This window comes from Roseibium sp. HPY-6, from assembly GCF_040530035.1.
Taxonomy (GTDB): domain Bacteria; phylum Pseudomonadota; class Alphaproteobacteria; order Rhizobiales; family Stappiaceae; genus Roseibium.
The window spans coordinates 2,864,887-2,885,758 of record NZ_JBEWCD010000002.1 but is presented as its reverse complement, the minus strand read 5'-3'; the positions used below and the strand labels follow the sequence as shown (position 1 = coordinate 2,885,758).

The following is a 20,872-nucleotide window of genomic DNA, read 5'->3' as shown; positions in this document are numbered from 1 at the left end:
GAATCAGCTCTTTGCCAGACCGCGCACATCGAGCTGGCGATGGAACCAGTACTCGTAGCCGGAGAGTTCGCGTGTGCCGACATTCAGTGCCGGCTGCCAGAGCGCGATGCGCGGCACTTCATCCCACACGATCTCGATCATCCGCTTGATCTTGGGCGCGTAGTCCGGATCGTCCACATTCATATGCAGTGTTTCACCGGTAAGCGTTTCAATTTCCTCGTTGCGATAATTCGAGGAATTAAACAGATGGCCTTCCAGATACGCCCAGAAGAAATAGTAGCAGGGGTAATTCAACCACCCGCCAAACGTTTCCAAATGAAGCGGTAGTCGTTTTTCAACAAGCGAGGCGGTGCGCCAGTTAGCGCCCGGGATCTTCTCGATCGTCGCCTTGATGCCGATCTTGGCGAGATTTTCCTGGATCAGGAGTGCAGCCGGTTCCATCCAGTCGGTCTGACTGAGCGAAATCGATAGCGGAACTTCGAAACCGGATCCGTGACCAGCTTCCTCCAGAAGAGCCTTCGCCTTGTCGAGATCCGTCGAATAGGGGAACTTCTGCGGCCAGGCCATGTCTGCCGGTGTCGCGGAAGCGCCTCCCCACATGGGAGCGCCCCGGCCATAGGCAGCCGTCTGGAACACCTCCTCATAGGGCACGGACCACGCGATCGCCTGACGCACCTTTTTGTCCTTAAAGGGCTCGAACGACAGGTTCGGACACAGGCAGTAGATAGCGTTTTCAATCGGTGTCGTTGCAATCGTGATGTCTTCGGTTTCGGACAACTCCTTGGCGTCTTTGTTCGGCATGTTGAAGGACATGTTGACGTCGCCGCGCTCCAGAAGCGCACGCCGTGTGGCCGGGCTTGGAACTTCCCTCAAAACGACACGTTTGACGGAAGGCAGTGGGCCGGATGTCCAATCATCATTGCGCTCATAGACGAGCTGTTCGCCCGGCTTCCACGATGCGACCTTGAACGCACCAGAGCCTGAAGGGTTCTTGTGCAGGTATTCCATTGCCCAGGGATCTTCGTCTGTCGCATTCGCTATTGCGACCTTCGAGTTGATAATCATGGGCACCGGAACGGCAAGGTCTGGCAAAGTCAGCTTGGACTTGCGCAGGAGATTGATCTTGAAGGTCAGGTCGTCAACCGCTTCGAACTGCTCGGGTTTTTCTAGCGATCCTGCCTTCATCTGTACCGTCGGAAAACCACCGACACTGACCGCCCTGTCGAACGACCACTTCACATCTGCCGCCGTTATCGGCGAACCGTCCTGAAACTTTCCATCGGGGCGCAGCTTGAAAACGATGGCCATCCCGTCATCGGTGAACTCCCAGCTTTCAGCGATCTCGGGCTCAATCACGGAGTAGTCATAAGACAGACTGCCATCCTCAAGCGTCTTGGTACCGAAGCTCACAAGGCGGTCATAGACGTTAACAGCCACCTGATAGCTTGGCCTGTTCGTTCCCGTGCGATGAATGTCGAGACTATTGATCGTCTGTCCGGTAACGGCCACTACAACGTCATTGCCGGCTGCGGACGCCGGCAGGACTTTCAAAAACGGTAAAACCGACGCTCCGAGCACTGTTGCGCCGGCGCCCTTCAAGAACCCGCGGCGTGATGAATTATAGGTCATAGTAATCCCCTCTTGGAAGGAAAGCGGAGAAATGCCCTTTCCACTCGCGACAACGATGCGTGTTATCGGTGCGTACTTCTATTGCTATTTTTGCAGCTTTATGCTTCGTAATTTGCAGCACAAGTTCTAAGGCATTGAAAATGAGACATCTTCAGACGCTCAAGCTGATCGATGCGGTGACCAAGGCCGGGTCTATCCGCAAGGCAGCGGAAGACATGCACATCACGTCATCGGCGCTCAATCGCCGTATCTTGGGCTTCGAAGAAGAATTCGGTGCAACGATTTTCGAGAGGCTGCACGGCGGTGTTCGTCTCAATCCGGCCGGTGAGCTGCTGATCCAGCATATCCGCGGCCAAATGGCTGATCTGGATCGGGTTCGCAGCCAGGTCGCGGACCTTTCCGGCCTGCGCCGAGGACATGTCAGCATCGCTTGTTCGCAGGCGATTCAGCCGTATTTCATGCCGGCGCAGATTGCGGCTTACCGAGCTGAATATCCAGACGTGTCGTTTTCCGTGCATGTCCGGGACAGGGATGCAGCAGAAGCGGATCTCCGGGCATTTGAAAGCGATCTGGCGCTTGTATTTGAACCGGTTCACATCGGCGACATCGACATACTTCTGGCCGTGGAACAACCTGTTTACGCCGTCATGGAAAAGAACCATCCATTGGCGATGAAAAAGAAGCTGCGCCTGCGCGACTGTCTCGGATATGCCCACGTGGTCCCGCCAAAACGCATCGGTATCCGGTACCTGCTCGATCTTGCCGTCGCCAGTATGAGCCAGAAGATGGAACCCATCGCAGAGGCTGATTCCTTCGAGTTCATGCGCCACTATGTGCAGCACGAACAAGCGGTCGGATTTCAGTTTCCCATCGGGCTCAATATCTCGGGAGACGACCGCCTGGTGTTCAGGCCGTTACCTAAGGAAGACGTACCCTATGGAACGCTGGCGCTGATGCAGATGCGCGGCCGGACGCTGTCGGTTGCCTCTGCCCGCTTTGCCAACCAATTGGCAACCGTGCTCAGCAGTCTAAGGAACGACCTGGAATGAGGTAAGCGAACAAGCGCTTGCGCGCGGAAGGACGACACCCATCAGATGAGCGCGCGTACAAAGGTCTGAGTAACAAGAGAAGAGTTTCGCTGCTCCTGTTGAGTGGATCTATACACTCTCTTTAAATCTAATATTTTTCATATAGTTATCTCTATTTTTTAAAGTTACAATTAAATTACGCTCCTTCGCTACAGGCAGTCTGTTCCGGTCACTGATTGCTCATCGCCTTGAGCGGCGGCACAACATCATCCGGTATTGGACAGGCGTAAGGGTCAATCGCCAGTTTTCTCTGGTGGGCGTCTTTGGCGCTTTCCAATGTGCTGCTGTCCTCAAAAAGATCCACCGCGGTGCCTGCCATTATTTTGGCTGCATGGGTCATGCCCTTGTGCGCCGCAGGGGCTTTGCCCTGAGCTGTTAGTTGCCAGGTATGAAATGGTGTTCCGACCGCGCATGTGGCAACCCGTGCCTGAACCGTCGGGACAGCCCAGCTGACATCACCAACGTCTGTCGAGCCTTCGCCGCCTTCGCTGTGCCGGTCAAGTGGCGCAACAAAATCGCAAAGGGCAAGATCCGGGTTCACTTCCGCACCGATCCTTCTGAATGAGACTGTGATGTTGTCCTGACTGAGCGTTGCCCGGATCTTTTCCGCAAACTCCCGGTCATGTTCATCAAAATCCGGTGCGCCGAGCCGCTCCATGTTCTTCTGCATGGTTTCTTCCAGCGGCCGGTTGCCGATCAGGTTGGAAACGCCACTGACCACGTTGGTTTCGACTTCCGTTTCCGTCATCAGGGCAGCGCCTTCGGCGATCTTGCGTACACGTTCAATCAGCCCGCGCAGTTCGGAAAGGTCACGGGCCCTGACAAGCTGGCGAACGGTTGCCTTTGATTGCACGACATTCGGGGCAATTCCGCCCGCATCGAGATATGCATAATGCACCCGCGCCTCGTCCGGCATGTGTTCACGCATGTAATTGACACCAACATTCATCAGTTCGATGGCATCGAGAGCACTCCGCCCAAGTTCAGGCGCACCGGCGGCATGGGCTGCGCGGCCGTGAAAGGTGAAATCGATGCGCGTGTTGGCAAGGGATCTGGCTTCGTTGACCGCCGTGAAAGTTGCCGGATGCCAGGAAATCGCGGCATCCACATCCTCAAACACACCTTCGCGAACCATGAAGGTCTTGGCCGCACCGCCCTCCTCTGCCGGGCAACCGTAGTAGCGCACGCGTCCCTTGATACCCCGTTCGCTCAAGTAGTCCTTGACCGCAGAAGCCGCCAGCAATGCGGCCGCGCCGAGGAGATTGTGCCCGCATCCGTGCCCTGCTCCGCCCGCTTCCACCGGTTGGTGTTCAGCGACACCGGCGACCTGCCCCAATTCCGGAAGAGCATCGAATTCGCCAAGAATGGCAATCACCGGCCCTTCTTCCCCCGCCTCGCCGACAATGGCCGTCGGTATTCCGGCAACACCTTCCGTGATGCGAAATCCTTCCTGTTCTAGCATCTTCTTGTGCTCTGCGACGGATTTGAACTCAGTATAGGCGATTTCCGGCAGGTCGAAGACACGATCAGAAAGCCCGATGTAGTCCTCCCGGCGCGCATCGATCAAATCCCAGACTCGATCCGTGTTTTTCATTCTTTCCTCCAATGTCGCGCGGAAGCCGGTCACGCCTGGTTCAAACGCGTCTGGCGATGCCTTGGCTCCGTTCAGATGTCCTTCCAAAAGTGGCAGGCGACCGAGTGTGCTTCTCCGAACGTCTCAAGCTGTGGCTGGCGCTGACGGCAAATGTCCTGCGCATGCTGGCATCGCGGATTGAAAAAACACCCGTCCGGTGGTGCCAGTGGAGAGGGAATCTCGCCTTCGATCGGCGCGAAGTCGCGCTTTCGCTGGTCAAGACGCGGCGCTTCCGCCAGAAGTGCTCTTGTGTACGGGTGCCTGGGCGCGCTGAAGATTTCCTCCGTTGACGCGCTTTCCACAATCCGTCCGAGATACATGATCGCAACCCGGTCGGCGATGTGCTCAACAACACTGAGATCATGGCTGATGAACAGGTAGGTCAGCCCGAATTCTTCGCGCAAGTCCATGAACAGGTTGATGACTTGCGCCTGGATCGACACATCCAGAGCGGCGATTGCCTCGTCGCACACGAGAAACTTCGGCTTCACCGCGAGTGCACGCGCTATTCCGATACGCTGGCGCTGGCCACCTGAAAACTGGTGTGCGTAGCGCCGCTTCAACGACGGATCAAGCCCGACTTTTCGCATGATGTCGTCGACATAGTCTGACGCTTCGCTTCTTGAAACAATGCCATGTACCTTCGGCGCTTCTCCAATGATGTCCTCAACGCGCATCCTTGGATTCAAGCTGGCGAACGGATCCTGAAAAATCATCTGAACTGCAAGCGTTGCCGCCTTTTTGTCGGCGCTCGAAAGGGTCGCGACATCATTTCCTTGAAAGAGAAGCTGGCCGGCAGTCGGGGCGTGAATCCCGGCGACGACGCGACCAAGGGTGGACTTGCCGCATCCTGACTCGCCAACCAGTCCGAGGACTTCCCCTGCCCGAATTTCCAGCGTGACATCGTCAACGGCGTGAACGACTTCCTCCCGGACGCCCGCCCCAAGCTTCTGGGCGATCTTGCCGGCAACATCCAAACGCTTGGCAAAGTGTTTCGACACAGCGCGGATTTCGACCAACGGTTCCGTCATTGAGCCGCTGCCTGTGCTTGGGGGTGATAGCAGCGCAATTCACGGTTCGCCACTTGCTCGACCGGTGGTGGCGCCTTACAGGCATCACTTGCAAACGCACAACGCGGCGCGAAGGCGCATCCTGCCGGCAACGACAGCATATTCGGCGTCATGCCTTCAATCTGGAACAGGCGTTCGCCCCGGTTGTTCGCCGTCGGGACCGACCCGAGCAACCCGACAGTATAGGGATGAAGCGGTCGATCAATCACATCGTCCGTCTGCCCCTGTTCGACGATACGCCCCGCATACATCACCGAAATCCTGTCGGCGAGACCTGCGACGACAGCCAGATCATGGGTTATCCAGATCATTGCCGTTCCCGTTTGCCGCGTCAATTTCTGGGCCTCATAGATGATCTGCGCCTGAATGGTGACATCCAGGGCGGTGGTCGGTTCATCGGCAATGATGAGATCCGGCTTGTTCAAGAATGCGATAGCGATGGAAACACGCTGACGCATGCCTCCGGACAGCTGGTGCGGATAGGCGCGCAGGCGTTCTTCCGGTGATGGTATTCCAACCAGTCCAAGCGCATCCCGGCTTCGTTCCCACGCCTGTCGTTTCGGAACAGACTCATGCGCGAGGATCGCTTCCATCATCTGGGTGTCGATGCGCAGAACCGGGTTGAGTGTCATCATCGGGTCCTGAAAGATCATCGAGATGCGATTGCCTCTGATGGATTTGAGCTGTTCTCCCGGCGCATTTGCAATGTCTTCGCCGTTGAAACGGATCGTGCCCTCGACGATCCGGCCCGGCGGGTCGATCAGTCCAAGAATAGAGAACCCTGTGATGGATTTGCCCGAACCGGATTCGCCGACAAGCCCCATGACCTCGCCCTTCCTGACGGCAAAGTCGACCCCGTCGACGGCCTTGACGACACCAGCATGCGTGAAGAAATGCGTCTTCAATCCGCTTACTTCCAGCACCGCGGTCATTTCTTCAGCCTCGGATTGAGGACATCACGCAACTGGTCTCCGACCAGATTGATCGACGCGACGGTCAAGAGCAGCGCTATTCCCGGAAAGACAGAGATCCAGTACCGGCCGGACAACATGTACTCAAAACCATTGGCAATCAGGACGCCGAGCGAGGGTTCGGTCTGCGGCAAACCGACCCCGAGGAATGAAAGGGTCGCTTCGAGAGAAACCGCGCTCGCGGTTTGCACAGTGCCGACGACAATCAGAGGTGCAAGGCAGTTTGGCAGGATATGCCCGAAGACAACCCTCATTCTGGACAGCCCCAGACACTGGGCCGCTTCGACATACTCTTTGCTGCGTTCCACCAATGCGGTTGCTCGAACCGTCCGGGCATAATAGGCCCATTGGGCAACGACAAGCGCGAGGATGATCTTGTCGACCCCCTTGCCAAGAATTGCGACGAGCATCAGCGCTACAAGTGTAGCCGGAAACGAAAGCTGAAGATCGACCACGCGCATGATTATCGCTTCTGTCCGGCCACCGACATATGCGGCGATCAGGCCGACGGCCATGCCGATGAACAAGGCGATCACGCCTGACGCCAAACCGACGGAGATCGAAATGCGCAATCCATAGAGGATCGCTGAAAAGAGATCCCTGCCCGCACCATCGGATCCGAGCCACATGGTGTAGCCGGCAAACGCTTCTGATCCTGGTGGCAGACGACCGTCAAGCACGTCGACCTGCGCCAGGTCGTAAGGATTTTGGGGGGTGATCCAGGGTGCCAGAATCGCAAGCAGGACGATAATCGTAAAAATGACGAACGCGATTGTCGCGATACTGCTTTCGAAAAACTCGGCCCTGAACCGCTGAAACGGCGTCTCGACTTTGACGCTCACCGGGGTGGTGGATTGTATGGTGCTGTCGCTCATGCGCCCTGATCCTGAAGACGGACCCGCGGATCCAGAACTGAGTAGAGGATGTCGACCACCAGATTGATCAGGACAAAGAACAGGACCATGATCATCAGGTACGCCACGACAACCGGACGATCGAGCTGCAGGATGGCATCGATCAGAAGTTTCCCCATGCCCGGCCAGGCGAAGATTGTTTCGGTCACGACGGAAAAGCCGATGAGGCTTCCGAATTCCAGGCCCATCACCGTAACGACCGGGATCATGATGTTTTTCATGACGTGCACGAAGATGATGCGGCTGGTCGAAAGCCCTTTGGCACGGGCGTATTTCACATAGTCCTGACCCATCGCCTCGCGCACGCCTGCACGGGTCAAGCGGATCGCAAGCGATATCTTCAGGAGGGAAAGGTTCAGCGCCGGAAGAAAAATGTGCCTGATGCCGTCCCAAGTCGCCAGACTGGTCTCGATACCGAAGATCGAGGCCGTATCACCGCGCCCTGTCGAGGGAAGCCAGCCAAGTTCGACTGCAAACAGCAGAATGAGCATAAGGCCGACCCAGAATGTTGGCAGCGAAAACCCGAGAATAGATCCCGCCATGATGCCTTTCGACACCGGGTTGTCCGGATAAAGCCCCGAAAAAAGGCCAAGCGGAATACCAAGGACGATCGACAGAAACAGCGCGCTGAATGCGAGTTCAAGCGTTGCCGGCATGTGATGCAGGATCAGCTTGAGCGCCGGCTCGCCGAAGACAAAAGAGTCTCCGAGATTACCCTGCAAGGCCCCCTTCAAGAACAGGAAATACTGTTCCCATATAGGCCGGTCGAGCCCAAGGCGACGGATCGCAGCTTCGATATCCGCCTGATCCGCATCGGGGCTGACCAACATGTAAACAGGGTCGCCGACAACGTTCACGCCGAAGAAGACGATGACCGACATGAGAAACACGACAAAGATCGCCTGCATCAGCCGACGGATGACGAAAACAGTCATTGGGTTTTCTCGACTTGAGGAAGGACCGGGCCGCTGACTACAGCGGCCCGGATGAAGGCTGCTATTCCTTCACGACGCCCATTGCGAGGGTGTATTCGTCGGTTCTGGGGGTGTATTTCAAACCCTTCTTTGCGGCCCAGGTATTCACCTGGAAATGGGTTGGAATGATCGCGACATTCTCAATCGCCATCTCAGTCGACTTCGCAAGAAGATCCTGCCGCTTTTCGTCATCCACGGTCCGCAGGGCTTCCTCGATCAACGCGTCAATCTCGGCGTTGGAGTGACGTCCGCGATTGGAAGATCCGAAGCCCTTGTCTTTGTCGAAGGTGTGGATGAGCGACTTCAAGGGAGAAGACGCTTCGCCGGAGCCTGCGCCCCATCCAACCAGGATAAAGCTGAACTCCGGAAGCCCGTCCGGGCTGCCGCGGGACGCACGTCCGAAGTAGACAGAGCGCGGCATCGTCTCAACAGCGGTCTTGATACCGACCCTGGTCAGCATCTGACCGATCGCCTCGGCAATCTTGGCATCGTTGATGTAACGGTCGTTCGGACCATGGATTGTCAGCTGGAAACCGTCGCCATATCCCGCTTCTGCGAGCAATGCCTTGGCAGCTTCCGGGTCATAAGCTTCAGGCGACAACTTGTCTGAGACGCCAAAGAAGCCCTCAGGCAGAAGCTGGCCTGCAGGTATCGCAACACCCTCCATGACACGTTCGACAATCGCATCACGGTTAATCGCCTTGGAGATCGCAAGACGGACACGCTGGTCCATCAGCGGATTTTTGATCTCGCTGCCGTCATTCCCTTTCACGAAAGGCGAATTCTCGCGGAACTGATCCATGTGCAGATAGATCACACGGTTCGAGACACCTTGGCTGAGCTGGATATCGTCCTTTGCTTCCAACGTCGAAATGTCGGTCGTCGGAACACCGGCAATCATGTCGACATCACCGGCCAGCAGGGCCGCAACCCGGCTTGGACCGGACTTGATCGGGCGGAACTCCACCTCGCTCCATGCCGGAGCATCACCCCAGTAGTCGTCGTTGCGAACAAGCGTGATGCTTTCACCGGGCTTGTAGTCTGAAAACTTGTACGGACCGGTGCCAACGGACGCTGTGCCGGCATTGAAGTCTTCTGTCGCGGCGCCGCACCCGGCACTGTCGGAAATCACCGGTATCGTGGAGATGTCATTGGCCATCAGCGGATAAGGCGCTTCGGTGATGGCGTGTACGGTGTAGTCGTCAATTTTCTTGAAGGATTTGCCTTTCAGGTAAGTACCATAGCCTGAAGGTGAATTCGGGACTTCCGGCGCGCGTTCCATGGTGCAGATGACATCATCTGCCGTGAAATCACTGCCGTCGTGAAACTTCACGCCTTCGCGCAATTTGAATTCCCAGGTCAGGTCATCAATCGGCTTCCAGGAAACGGCAAGCCCGGGTGAAAGACGCTGTTTCTCGTCCTGAGCAATCAGGCGATCAAAAATATGGACCGACATTGCATTGTTCGGTCCAAGATTATGAAAATGCGGATCCATCGATGTGGGCTCTGAAGCCAGCCCGATGGTGAGCTTTTCTGCCAGAGCCGCCCCTGTGAACAACGCCAGCGCGCTTACCGTCGCCACCGCGACGGCTGAAAGTTTTCTCATAACTATGTAACTCCCTCGGAAGCGCGGTGTCCTTATCCGGACTTTTGCCGCACGATGGAAAAGATGTTAGCTTGCAGAAAATTCATTGCCAACATCAAAGTTAATGCATTTTTGCATAGGGCAATCCAGACCGCAGCCCTGAGCCGATGCGCCGGAAGTCTTCTCAATGGCAGAACCCCGACACCGACTGAGAGAAATGGAAGCGCTGCGGGCGCTGGTGACAACCGGAACAACCATAGGCGCGGCCCGCAGACTTGGTGTCTCACAATCGTCCATCAGCCGGGCCCTGGGGCAACTCGAGCAACGGGTCGGCCGCGACCTCTTCCTGCGCAGCTCGGGCAAGATCGAACCCACTGCGGCTGCCCTCAGGTTGAATGAGCAGCTTGATCCGCTCTTTGAAACGCTGGCGTTGATTGAAGGCGCCGAGTGGGCTGCCGCAGACGAGGACCCGCTACGTCTGATCGTGCCGCCGACATTGGCGCATAATTTTGTAATCAAGCGCGTGGCCGCGTTTTTGAAACAGAACCCAGGCAAACACCTTCAACTGGACATTCAGGCAACCGACGTCCTCGTCTCCGGTATTCTCGACCTGCGCTACGACCTTGGCCTCACCAGCGCGATGATCCAGCGAACGGGGGTCACGCTCATTCCATGGCGCAAGTCTCATGTTGTCTGCGCTATGCCGAGCGGACATCCGCTCGAGAAAAAGGAAATTGTTTCCCCATCGGATCTGGAAGATGTTGAACTCGTTGAGTTTTTGCGCCGCCTCGGAACAAGAGCGATTACAGAACAGGTCTTCGCACGCGCAGGGGTTCGCCCAAGGACAGTGGCGGAAACGGCAACAAACATGGCTGCGCTTGAACTAGTTCGCGAAGGCCTCGGCGTCACCTTGCTCAATCCTTTTCCGGTCCTGTCGGGCGGCATGCCGGACATTTCAGTAAGGCCGTTCGACGCTCCCATCACGTATCACACGAGCTTTGTTTTGCCGTCCGGGCGCCAGCCCTCCGAGTTTGCGAGACAATTCATGGAGTATGTCAAGAACACCACACCGCCGGACGAATATTCGGAGACCGTTTAGCTGTGCCCGGCATCTGTCCAGACAGTGTCACGATCGAGCGGAAAACTCGGGCGCGGTATGAACTTGAACGGCCACCGTTCCAGCACAGGGCTGGTAAGGCCCGCCGTATCAATCTCGTAAACTTGCTCCGGAGCAAACCACTTCGCGAAACCGGCCCGAAAGTGCCCACGCGACTTGACGACGACACACCGGGCGTCGCCGACATTAAGGCCAAGCATGTGAAAAAACACAGGATCAGCTGTCTGAGCCCGATCGGAAATGACAACCGCGCGTATCCCGCCAAGATCGAGCGCCGCGCAGGGTCCGAGATGAAGTTGCCGCCCCTTTGTCATACCGCGCTCGCCGACGACATTTCCGTCATGAAGCGCGAGGACTTTTGCTGGCACTTCAAACCTGTGATCCCACTTCTCCCAGACTGCAGATCCCGCATTGCGGTTGAAGACAGCCGCGAAGCTTGCGCCAACACCCAGGCGATGGGCTTCAGCGGCAAGGTCAGGGTCGAAGAACGATCCGAAAAGAACATTTTCCGCACCGGCGGAATGCAAGGTGGCAAGCAACTCCGTCGTGCGACCCGAGCCGCCACCACCCGGGTTATCGCCCGCATCCGAGAAGATAACCGGCGTTCGTTTTGGTTCCGTTGCCAGTCGCACCGCCTCATCGACAGGTGTCAGCGTCCTCAAGAATTTTTCACGTATCGACCAGGCCCGATCTGCGATTTCGGAAGCAAGGCTCTCCGCGATTGCCTGGTCCTCGCGCGCCGTCACAACGATACTCAATCCATTGTCAGGGGTGTCGGCAAAAACGAAATTGCCGAATACAGAGACATTCAGGACTGCGCCGCCGAGTTCAGCCTGCCGCCGCTGTCCAAAATCGATCAACTCCCCATAGGGCACTTCCGCTGTCAGAAGGGTCACGGACGATGGCACGATGGGTGGTCTTTTGAGCGCGACCTGCGGACGAATTCCATCCGCAAGACAGCGTCTCAGCGAAAAGGCCGCTTCTTCCCCGCGTTCGATCATGTCCACATGCGGGTTGGTTCGGTAACCGACAATCAGATCACAGGCTCCGACCATCTTGAAAGACACGTTCGCGTGGAGATCGAGCGTTGTAACGATAATCGGCTCTTTTCCCACGGCCTCACGCACAAGAACCATCAGATCTCCGTCCGGATCGTGGCTGTGTTCGGCGACCATCGCACCGTGGTTGCAGATATAGACCGCATCGAAAGGGCCGTCCTTGCGAAGCCGGTCGATGATCTCACCGCTCACCTTTTCAAACACATCACGTTCGACGGGCCCGGCCGGATGACTGGCCGCCAGCGTGCACGGTACGGGCAGCCATGGCCCGGTGGCATCCATCGCGCGGACAAAAGCCGCAAACTCGGACGCAAGAGCGGGTACAGGCGAACGCGCCTCGTTCAGCAGCGCGTCTCCTTCAAGCCATGTCAGCGAACGGAAATCATCTTCGCCTGCAGGCCGCGCGAAGCGGTTCGATTCCAAAATCATTCCAAGCAGCGCAACCTTGGGTATCTGCACCAGCCTCACTCCCTGTTCCGATCGTCATGAAAAGGAGCACGATCTCGTGTCCGAAATCAATATTCCCAACGAATACCCGGTCGAACTCGCTCCGCCCGATCTTTCCCCTTACAAGGACGGCAATTCCGGCATTCCCTATGTCTGGCGGTTCGACAGCGGCGCACCAGGGCCGAATGTGATGCTCAGCGCGATCGTTCATGGAAACGAACCCTGCGGTGCGATCGCACTAGACAGGTTGTTGAAAAATGACACCAGGCCAGAAAGTGGATCCCTGACGTTGGCGTTCATGAACATCGACGCTTACGATGCGTTTGATCCGCTTGACCCGAATGCGACGCGCTGGATCGATGAGGATTTCAACAGGGTATGGGACATCGCGACGCTTGAAGGGGAACGCGACAGCGTTGAACTGCGGCGCGCGCGAGAGGTTCGCCCAGCACTGGCCGAAATCGACTATCTCCTCGACATTCACAGCATGCAGCATCTGGCACCCCCGCTCATGATGTCGGGTCGACATGCTCGAGCCAAGGCGCTCGCGGCCGCCATTGGTGTGCCTGAACGCGTCGTCGGCGATGCCGGTCACGCCGCGGGACGGCGCATGCGGGACTATGGCCCATTTGATGATCCGCGTGAAAAGAACACCGCACTGCTGATCGAGTGCGGCCAACACTGGCAAGCTTCCGCCGGGGATCTGGCAGAAGAGGCAGCTATCCGGTTCCTGGTTGCGACCGGCGTGCTTTCAGCTGATGCACTGGATCGCTTCACCATCCCGCCGCCGCCTCAGTCCGCGTTTACCGTCGTCGAAGCCGTGACAATCCAAAATGAAGCATTCGTTTTTGCGCAAGACTTCTCCGGTGGTGAAATCATTGCCAAGAAAGGCACCCTGCTCGGCCACGACGGAGAAATTCCGGTTGTCACACCCGAGGATGATCTCATGCTGGTGATGCCGTCCAAACGCTTGTGGCGCGGACAAACAGCAGTGAGACTGGCTCGCCGAGACACCTGATCAGAACACAAACCAGAGGTATTCGACCATGACCACGCGCGAGGCCGCAATCGATGCGGTGTCCCGGTTTTTCAAAGACGGCGGATTTCAGGCCGAACTGGCGGACAGGATAGCTGTGAAAACGTCCAGCCGGGAAGACCAGCACAAGGATGAGCTGAGACGGTACCTGGACGAGTTGATGCGCCAGCGTTTCGAAACAATGGGCTTTTCGGTCGACATTCACCCCAACAAAATGCTTGAGCGCGCGCCATTCCTGGTGGCCAAGCGACAGGAGGATCCTGCCCTTCCGACCCTCTTTTGCTACGGGCATGGCGACACCGTGCCCGGCGAAGACGGACGATGGAGCGAGGGGCGCGACCCTTGGCAGCTGGTCGCAGCTCAAACGTCCTCAGGCGAGCGCTGGTACGGGCGCGGCACGGCGGACAACAAAGCACAGCACACAATTAACATGGAGGCTCTGCGCCATGTCATCGAAGCGCGCGGCAATCTTGGATACAATGTTACGTTCCTGATCGAAACGGCGGAGGAAATGGGCTCGCCCGGTCTTGCCGACTTCTGCCGGGACAATCGCGATATGCTGGCGGCCGATCTGCTGCTTGCGTCCGACGGTCCGCGCTTTTCAACGGATGGGCCCGACATCAAGCTCGGAACGCGCGGCGGGTTGAATATCCGTTTCAGGCTTGAGTATCGCGAAGGAGGCCATCATTCCGGCAACTGGGGCGGCCTTTTGGCCAATCCGGCAATCGTGCTGATGCATGCGCTTACGACCCTCGTGAGCCGCAATGGCGAGATCCTGCATCCCGGCCTGAAACCGGACAGCATCAAAAACTCGGTACGCGATGCGCTCGCCAAAGTGACCGTGACCTCAGGGCCCGGCGATCCGGACATTGATCCCTGGTGGGGTGAACAGGGTTTGAGCGGTGCTGAAAAAGTGTTCGGCTGGAACACTTTCGAAGTATTGTCATTCATAACAGGCGACCCCGACAAGCCGCAAAATGCAGTTCCACCCTTTGCCGAAGCCATCTGCCAGATCCGTTTCGTCGTGGACACGGATCCCGATACATTTCTGCCCCTGATACGCCAGCATCTCAAAGACGAAGGGTTTGAGGGCATCACCGTTGAACCTGCGCGCATGTCGATGCTGCGTGCGTCGCGGCTCGACCCGGATCATGCGGCCGTTGAATGGGCTGTCAGATCAATCGAAAGAACCACCGGCAAGAGCGTCACGGTCATCCCGAATGCAGGTGGTTCTCTGCCGAACGACGTGTTTCTAAGCATCATCGGCATGCCGACAATCTGGGTTCCGCACAGCTATACCGGGTGCTCCCAACACGCCCCGGACGAACATGTATTGCCTCACCTGATGAAAGAGGGTCTTGAGATGATGACCGGTCTCTTCTGGGACCTCGGAGAGGGTTTCCCGGGATGAGCAAATGATGCTTGTTGTCAATAAGTTACGAGGTTAGAAGGCGCTTTTGGGTTGAACATCAGTAAAGAATTGCGCCCGGATGCCGGCTTTACCCATGCGCGGCAAAACCATGAAGCATTCTCAAAAAACCTAAATCGATCTGGTCGCAAGACTCAAGCATTTGAGCATTCTGTCTCATACCAAACCGCGTTGAGGAAACCGACAAAACGCAGCGGAACTGGAATTGCAAAAACCTGCCTGAGAGACGAACAAATTGCGTGAGCCAAAATTGCCAGCGCGACACATTTGCAGCGACAAGTCGCGCCAGGACACAATCATACCGTTTTGACTTGGATAATGAAGCTCATCCAACGTCCCCCGGATAAACATTTCAAATACTGTTCTTGCTAACCGTCTCAACACAAAGTCCCAACACAACTGCCCCCTCACCAGCCTCACAAATGACCGAGCCACAAAATAGAGCCTGCCTAAAAAGCGGCCTGAAGTCCTGAGGGCCTGGTTTCGGAAAGCAGAATTCCGGGCAGCATCTTAAGAACGAGGAAAAAGAAGAAGTGAAACGGCGAAAAAGTGCGTCTTACCTGTTCTGGGCCTACCAGCTGTTCCTGTTCGCAGGTGTTGCGTTCATTTGGCTTATGACCTTCAACCTTCATATGGAAAGCGTGGTAACCCACCAGCAAAACCCGGGCGACTACACATTGCTGGACCGCCTCTTTCCCTGGTTCCTCGGCGTCATCGCAACTGCGCCCATTGGTTGGATGATTTATCGCGGGTTCCGGGAAAGAGCGGAGGAATTGGAACAGCTTCCCGACTTTGAAGAGCATCGGTTCGAACCGCCCAAAAGAGCCTCTGCGCAAGAATTGCGTAATATGCTGGACGAGTGGTTGCCACTTGCGCAAAGCGCGGAGCTTTTGCCGCACGATTTTGACATCAATAAATTTGAGGCATTTATCGCTGATGCCTTTCCGGCAGATTTTGACGTCCGATTTGTCGATTTCCTAAGTGCATTGAATGAATTCAGCTTGGACCGTATTGGCCTTACCACTTTCGAATTTGAAGCGCCCGGTCGCTTGCCACATCTTTTCTTCGACTATTGGAAGACCGAAGAGGAAGCAGCGCTGTACAGTTATCTTTTGAGGGAGGCAGACCGGATCAGCGATGGCGCGTTAGAACTCAAAGATGTGCGAGCCAGCGAGGAGATGGAAGAGAAATACGATCTAATTGATGTGAGGCTCGAGTTCGTATCGCGCGACCAGCGCTATGACTGGACAATTCATACCCTCGGAAAATGGATTGACCACTCTTTCATTGACCGTCTTTGCAGTCTCGTCAATCAGCATGCGGCCCAGAAAAGAATGTATTTGGCTGGTGATGAGGAACTGGTTCTAATTGTCCTCGATGACGAAATGGCCAGCCGGATCGCCCCTCATATGTCGCTTGAGTTGCCGTCAGTTTACGATCTCCATAGCCCCTTGGAGAACCGGCGCGGTTAATAGTGAGCTTTATAAACGCTTCAGGCAATTTCCGCTGACGACTGGGCGCGCCCAAACAGGTTTCGCGGATACTACCAGCTTAATGACACCAAATTGCCAGCTGCACAGCCTCTCTAAAGACCGTCCCAGTTCATTCGTCGTGAATATTGGCTCAAAATCCAGGCAGTCACTGGAACACCCGACCGCGACGGCATTCGAAGCATAGAAAATTCTCCAGACGGCGTCCCGTACCGCATAGACCCGGTTGACGGATCGAGCCACGACAAAAATCATTGATAAAAATGAGCAGGTTTTCGAAGCGAGATTTGATCAGGAGCAATACGCGCGCTCTGTCTTTCTGCTAATTTAAGCAACGAATTTGGGAGGGAGCAGATTCAGGCTGCTGAATCTGGACAAGATCAAGATGCCGAACGAACGCCGCAAGAAAATTGCGCAGAACTCGTTGTTGCTCAAGAGTTTTCCGCCAGATATCCAGGACATGGTTCTTAGCATGTCAAGCTGGCGCGAATATGATCGAGGTGAAACCTTGTTCCTGCAAGGCGAAACGGCGCATGCCATTCATATCGTGACCGAAGGCTGGGTGAAACTTTACAGGATCGCGCCGAACGGCGGCGAGGCTGTTGTGAACGTGTTTGCCAAGGGCGAGAGCTTTGGTGAGGCGGTCGCCTTCCGCGGTCACGCGTACCCTGTTTCTGCAGAAGCAGTAACGGCCTGCGAAGTCATGCGCATTCCAAGTTCCGCAATCTTAGAAGCCATGCGGAAGGATCCCGATATTGCGGTGTCCGTACTTGCCTCGACGTTTGCACACCTGCATTCTCTCGTCTCGCAGCTTGAGCAACTCAAAGCACAAACAGGACCACAACGTGTTGCAGAATTTTTGCTGGATCTGTGCGAAAAAGACGCTGGCGGGTGTGTCGTGACATTACCCTATGACAAATTCCTGATTGCGGGACGACTTGGAATGAAACCTGAGAGCCTGTCGCGCTCCTTTTCAAAGCTGAAAGGTGTCGGTGTCCAAATTAATCGCAATCATGCGGCAATTGACGACATAGAACATCTGCGTGAGTTCTCCGAAGTCGACCCCGTAGAAAGCTGGCATAAGTAAAAATGGTGCAACTCCAAAAAGCTCTTGATGCCATAGACGAAGCGAATACTGCCGATCCGACGCTCGAAAACGGGCAGCCCGCCGCTCTGCTCTATGGACAACGCATGAGTTCCGAATTGGGACGCCTTTACCCTGACGCTCCGGACGCCCTCAAAATAGCCGCACGTGGCCAGCATATCGAACGTTGGATCCTGCCGCGTGACACCTACCCGCAAGGTCGAACCGGCTACCACGCCTGGCGTCGCGACCTTGCCAAGCACCACGCCGAACGGGTTGGCACGATTATGGCCGAAGCGGGCTATGACAGCCCATCAATAGAAGCCGCCGAACGTATGCTGCGCAAGGAAGGTATCAAGCGCCATGAGGATGTCCAGGCGCTGGAAAACGTGATCTGCTTTGTGTTTCTCCGTTACTATTTCACGGCCTTCGCTGCCAAGCATCCCGAGGAGAAGGTGCTCGGTATCGTCCAGAAAACAGCGAAAAAGATGTCGGATGACGGTCGGTCCTGGGTCCTGAACGAGTTTGAACTTCCCGAACAACTCGCGGCGGCATTCAAGTCCTGATTTCCGGGATCAGAAACAGGCCCAACAAAAGTAGGCAGAACAGCCCGAGCGCCCAATTGAAGCCGGTTAGCCAGACCGGTGCCTGCCAGAGACCAAGGTAACGCGACAGCACAACGCGCGCCTTCATCCAGGCCAAGATCAGCACGAGTATCCCGGTCGCCGCTGCGTCGAGCGTTCCCGCTGCGCCTGAAGCGACAAGCACCGATGCACCGCTCAGAAGTAGCAAGTTGAACAAAGCTCGTGTCGTTGCGTTGAAGCTCATGTCGTTCTCACGCCAGCAGGTAGATCACCGGAAACAGCAGAACCCAGACAAGATCCACCATGTGCCAGAAGGTTGTTCCGACCTCGACATTGCGTATCGCCGTTTTCCAGATGACCAGAGCCAGGATGATCATGCCCGCCACCACGTGCAACGCGTGAAAGCCGGTCAAGAGGTAGTAGAAGGTGAAGAACGGGTGGGTTTCCGTCGAAATGCCCTGCCCTGCAACATCGGCGTATTCGTAGAATTTGATCGCCAGAAAGACTGACCCGAGCAGCATCGCGAAGAAAAGGTTCCACCGTGCCGGCGCTATTATGTTGTCCTTGACGAGATCAAGCGCACGGGCCGCGAAAAACCCGCTGGTGATCAGAACAATGGTGTTTACCCCGGCAAGGGTCGGATGAAGGTGAAGCCGAGCGGCTGCAAAGCCGGTCGGATCCGTGATCCTTACACCCAGAAACGCCGCCAGTCCGGCACCGAAAACCAGAAGTTCGCTGACGATCAGGACCCACATCATGAGATCGCCGGGAAGCTCATCGAGTGCGCTTGCGGGCGCGCTTTCTCCGGCAGACATTCGTTTATCCCCCGACAAGTTGACGGTAAATCTGCGGCAAGGCCTGGGTCAGTTTGTCGGGATGCGGGATCAGCGCGAAACCGCCCTGCCCGAACAGTCGCGGGAACCAGGATTTTGCCGACTTGTCGATGGTGACGCCAAATACGGCCTGCCCGGCGCGGCGCGCTTCCCGCACGGCCATTCGCGTGTCCTCAATTCCGTGCCTGCCTTCATAGTGATCCAGATCATTCGGCTTGCCGTCGGTGATCACGAGCAGGAGCTTGCGCTTGCGGGACTGGCTTTCCAACTCATGGGATGCATGGCGCATCGCCGCTCCAAGCCGCGTGTAGAAGCCTGGCTTCAATCCGCTGATGCGGTGCTCGACGACAAGAGACATCGGTTCGTCGAATTGCTTGCAGCTTTGCAGATAGACACGGTTTCTCTTGAGCGACGAAAACGCCGAGATGGCGAAGTCATCGCCGCAGGCATTCAAACCCCAAGCAAGAGCCGTGAGAGCCTCCCGCTCGATATCGATAACCGGGCGACCCGTGACTGCACTCTCCGTTGAGCGGGAGATGTCAAGCAGAATGGAAACCGCAAGGTCCCGTGCCTCCGGCCGAGTCTGCAGCCAGATCCGTTCGTTGCCGCTGCCACCGGCGATCCGATCGACTTCGGACCTAACGGCAGCATCCATATCCAGCGCATCGCCTTCAAGGTGTCCGCGCGTTGTGACCCGGCCCGGTCTCATTGCCTCGAACTGTCGCTTGACGGCCCGAATGCGCCGCGCGGCCTTGGGGTCCATTGCGATGATGTCCTGAGCGGGGTCAGCGTCTGCAACGCTGGTAAGCACGCACACATGATCAGGTAGATACTTGCCGGTGCGCGTGTCCCACTCCGGATAGAGGATCTTGCCGGAGAGGTTTTCCCTGTCGACATCCTCGGGCGCCAGGTCCAGATGCAATTTCAGTCGCGTCGCGGGCGCTTTGGAGATCTGCCCAAGACCGATTTCATCCTGGTCTTCTGCCGCTTTTTTGGCATTGTCGTTGTCGTCGTCATCAACCCTGCGGTTAAGATTAAGGAATTCGGTCCAGCTCAGGATCGCTTCGAACTTGTGCAGAATGAGGCTGTCCTTGCGTTCCGCCTGCTCGGCCTTACGCCGTCTTGCGCGAACCGTCTTCCCGGTCGCCTCTTCCGGTGTGCCATCCGTATCCCGGTTTTCGACCGCGTCTTCGCTCGAAAACACGACATCCCGCAGACGCGGCCAGACCGGAACAGGACGGAAGGGCTGATAGTTTCCAGGTGCGGCAAAAGACGACAAGTCATTGTTCCAAAGCGCTTCCTTGAGGTTTTCAACATCTGAAGAAAGATCTGCCGGGTCACCAAGCATGTGCCGGACCAGTTTTTCAACGCGGTCTTCAACTTTCGGCAAGGAAACCGTCTTTCGCTGCAGCAGTGCACCGCGGCGCAATTCGGAATAAAGGAGGCGAAGCCCCGGTGCTGCGTCCAAGGTGCGCTGAACGGTCCTGCCGACGTTCTGCAAGGCGCGCAGGTCTGCACGCAACTTGTCGTCTTCCCGGTGATGCTCAGGCGTGTGCGCTGCCATGGCCGTGAGCCAGACATAGAGTGCGGCATTGGCTTCCCGAAGCGGGAAAACGGCCAGTTTTTCCGGAAGCCGAAGCGTTTCTCCATCGAAACTCGCTTGCGGCACGTGTTCCGCTTCAGTGCCGAGCCGTCTCAAAAAACCGAGGCGGTGCCGGGAGACTTCTTCGGAGACCGGGCGAATGTCCACACTGTGGCATCCGCCCAGCCCCCGGAAAAGCACAGCAAGCCGCCCGCCGACCTCAGAAAGGCCGACCGCGGCTCCATGATGCACCTCGGGTGCATCCAGGCGGCTTGCAAATGCGTGCCACAGTTTCCCGACTGTTTCTTCGGGTTCCCATGGCTCGAAGTCGATCTTGCCCATCGGTCT

Annotated in this window: 18 protein-coding genes; 7 read left to right on the top strand and 11 right to left on the bottom strand. The window is 56.6% G+C overall.

Annotation, left to right across the window (positions count from 1 at the left end):
* Window positions 1-3: 3 nt before the first annotated feature.
* Window positions 4-1,629 carry an ABC transporter substrate-binding protein gene (locus tag ABVF61_RS24315; RefSeq protein ID WP_353996109.1) on the bottom strand — a complete coding sequence of 542 codons (1,626 nt, stop codon included), beginning with the start codon at window positions 1,627-1,629 and terminating at the stop codon, window positions 4-6.
* 140 nt (window positions 1,630-1,769) lie between these two features.
* Between ABVF61_RS24315 and ABVF61_RS24310 the strand changes: the two genes are divergently transcribed.
* Window positions 1,770-2,678: a LysR family transcriptional regulator gene (locus ABVF61_RS24310; RefSeq protein WP_353996108.1), complete on the top strand. Its 909-nt coding sequence runs from the start codon at window positions 1,770-1,772 to the stop codon at window positions 2,676-2,678.
* Between the two features lie 208 nt (window positions 2,679-2,886).
* Here the strand turns inward: ABVF61_RS24310 and ABVF61_RS24305 are convergent, their stop codons facing one another.
* The 6 genes from ABVF61_RS24305 to ABVF61_RS24280 form a co-directional block, all read right to left on the bottom strand.
* Entirely contained in the window at window positions 2,887-4,311 is a 1,425-nt protein-coding gene (locus tag ABVF61_RS24305; protein WP_353996107.1) for an amidohydrolase, read from the bottom strand.
* A 71-nt stretch (window positions 4,312-4,382) separates the two neighbouring features.
* Complete coding sequence (locus ABVF61_RS24300) at window positions 4,383-5,381, bottom strand: ABC transporter ATP-binding protein (RefSeq protein WP_353996106.1); 999 nt, start codon at window positions 5,379-5,381, stop codon at window positions 4,383-4,385.
* Window positions 5,378-6,352: an ABC transporter ATP-binding protein gene (locus tag ABVF61_RS24295; protein ID WP_353996105.1), complete on the bottom strand. Its 975-nt coding sequence runs from the start codon at window positions 6,350-6,352 to the stop codon at window positions 5,378-5,380. The genes ABVF61_RS24300 and ABVF61_RS24295 overlap by 4 nt, the downstream gene beginning before the upstream one ends.
* On the bottom strand, window positions 6,349-7,266 hold the full coding sequence (locus ABVF61_RS24290; protein ID WP_353996104.1) for an ABC transporter permease: 918 nt from the start codon (window positions 7,264-7,266) through the stop codon (window positions 6,349-6,351). The genes ABVF61_RS24295 and ABVF61_RS24290 overlap by 4 nt, the downstream gene beginning before the upstream one ends.
* Window positions 7,263-8,240 (bottom strand): ABC transporter permease, encoded by a 978-nt coding sequence (locus ABVF61_RS24285; RefSeq protein WP_353996103.1) that lies wholly within the window; start codon window positions 8,238-8,240, stop codon window positions 7,263-7,265. The genes ABVF61_RS24290 and ABVF61_RS24285 overlap by 4 nt, the downstream gene beginning before the upstream one ends.
* Window positions 8,241-8,301: 61 nt before the next feature.
* The gene (locus ABVF61_RS24280; protein WP_353996102.1) at window positions 8,302-9,885 is read right to left on the bottom strand and encodes an ABC transporter substrate-binding protein; all 1,584 of its coding nucleotides are present in this window, start codon (window positions 9,883-9,885) and stop codon (window positions 8,302-8,304) included.
* A gap of 166 nt (window positions 9,886-10,051) precedes the next feature.
* On the opposite strand from ABVF61_RS24280, the gene ABVF61_RS24275 reads away from it, so the two are divergent.
* Window positions 10,052-10,963, top strand: a complete 912-nt coding sequence (locus tag ABVF61_RS24275) for a LysR family transcriptional regulator (RefSeq protein WP_353996101.1) — start codon at window positions 10,052-10,054, stop codon at window positions 10,961-10,963.
* Here ABVF61_RS24275 and ABVF61_RS24270 read toward each other — a convergent pair.
* Window positions 10,960-12,498: a M81 family metallopeptidase gene (locus ABVF61_RS24270; protein ID WP_353996100.1), complete on the bottom strand. Its 1,539-nt coding sequence runs from the start codon at window positions 12,496-12,498 to the stop codon at window positions 10,960-10,962. The genes ABVF61_RS24275 and ABVF61_RS24270 overlap by 4 nt on opposite strands.
* A 46-nt stretch (window positions 12,499-12,544) precedes the next feature.
* Between ABVF61_RS24270 and ABVF61_RS24265 the strand changes: the two genes are divergently transcribed.
* From ABVF61_RS24265 to ABVF61_RS24245, 5 genes are all read left to right on the top strand, one after another.
* Window positions 12,545-13,504 (top strand): M14 family metallopeptidase, encoded by a 960-nt coding sequence (locus ABVF61_RS24265; RefSeq protein ID WP_353996099.1) that lies wholly within the window; start codon window positions 12,545-12,547, stop codon window positions 13,502-13,504.
* A gap of 28 nt (window positions 13,505-13,532) precedes the next feature.
* On the top strand, window positions 13,533-14,933 hold the full coding sequence (locus tag ABVF61_RS24260) for a M20 family metallopeptidase (RefSeq protein ID WP_353996098.1): 1,401 nt from the start codon (window positions 13,533-13,535) through the stop codon (window positions 14,931-14,933).
* Window positions 14,934-15,565: 632 nt separating this feature from the next.
* Entirely contained in the window at window positions 15,566-16,423 is an 858-nt protein-coding gene (locus ABVF61_RS24255) for a hypothetical protein (RefSeq protein WP_353996097.1), read from the top strand.
* A gap of 403 nt (window positions 16,424-16,826) precedes the next feature.
* Window positions 16,827-17,528, top strand: a complete 702-nt coding sequence (locus tag ABVF61_RS24250) for a Crp/Fnr family transcriptional regulator (protein ID WP_353996096.1) — start codon at window positions 16,827-16,829, stop codon at window positions 17,526-17,528.
* A gap of 2 nt (window positions 17,529-17,530) precedes the next feature.
* A complete protein-coding gene (locus ABVF61_RS24245) occupies window positions 17,531-18,091 on the top strand; it encodes a DUF4202 domain-containing protein (protein WP_353996095.1) in 561 nt (186 codons plus the stop codon).
* Here ABVF61_RS24245 and ABVF61_RS24240 read toward each other — a convergent pair.
* From ABVF61_RS24240 to ABVF61_RS24230, 3 genes are read right to left on the bottom strand one after another with little or no spacing between them, the layout of a single operon-like run.
* Complete coding sequence (locus ABVF61_RS24240) at window positions 18,081-18,353, bottom strand: hypothetical protein (protein WP_353996094.1); 273 nt, start codon at window positions 18,351-18,353, stop codon at window positions 18,081-18,083. The two genes, ABVF61_RS24245 and ABVF61_RS24240, sit on opposite strands and share 11 nt — an antisense overlap.
* A gap of 7 nt (window positions 18,354-18,360) precedes the next feature.
* A complete protein-coding gene (locus ABVF61_RS24235; RefSeq protein ID WP_353996093.1) occupies window positions 18,361-18,924 on the bottom strand; it encodes a cytochrome c oxidase subunit 3 in 564 nt (187 codons plus the stop codon).
* Between the two features lie 4 nt (window positions 18,925-18,928).
* Entirely contained in the window at window positions 18,929-20,866 is a 1,938-nt protein-coding gene (locus ABVF61_RS24230; RefSeq protein WP_353996092.1) for a nitric oxide reductase activation protein NorD, read from the bottom strand.
* Between the last annotated feature and the right edge of the window lie 6 nt (window positions 20,867-20,872).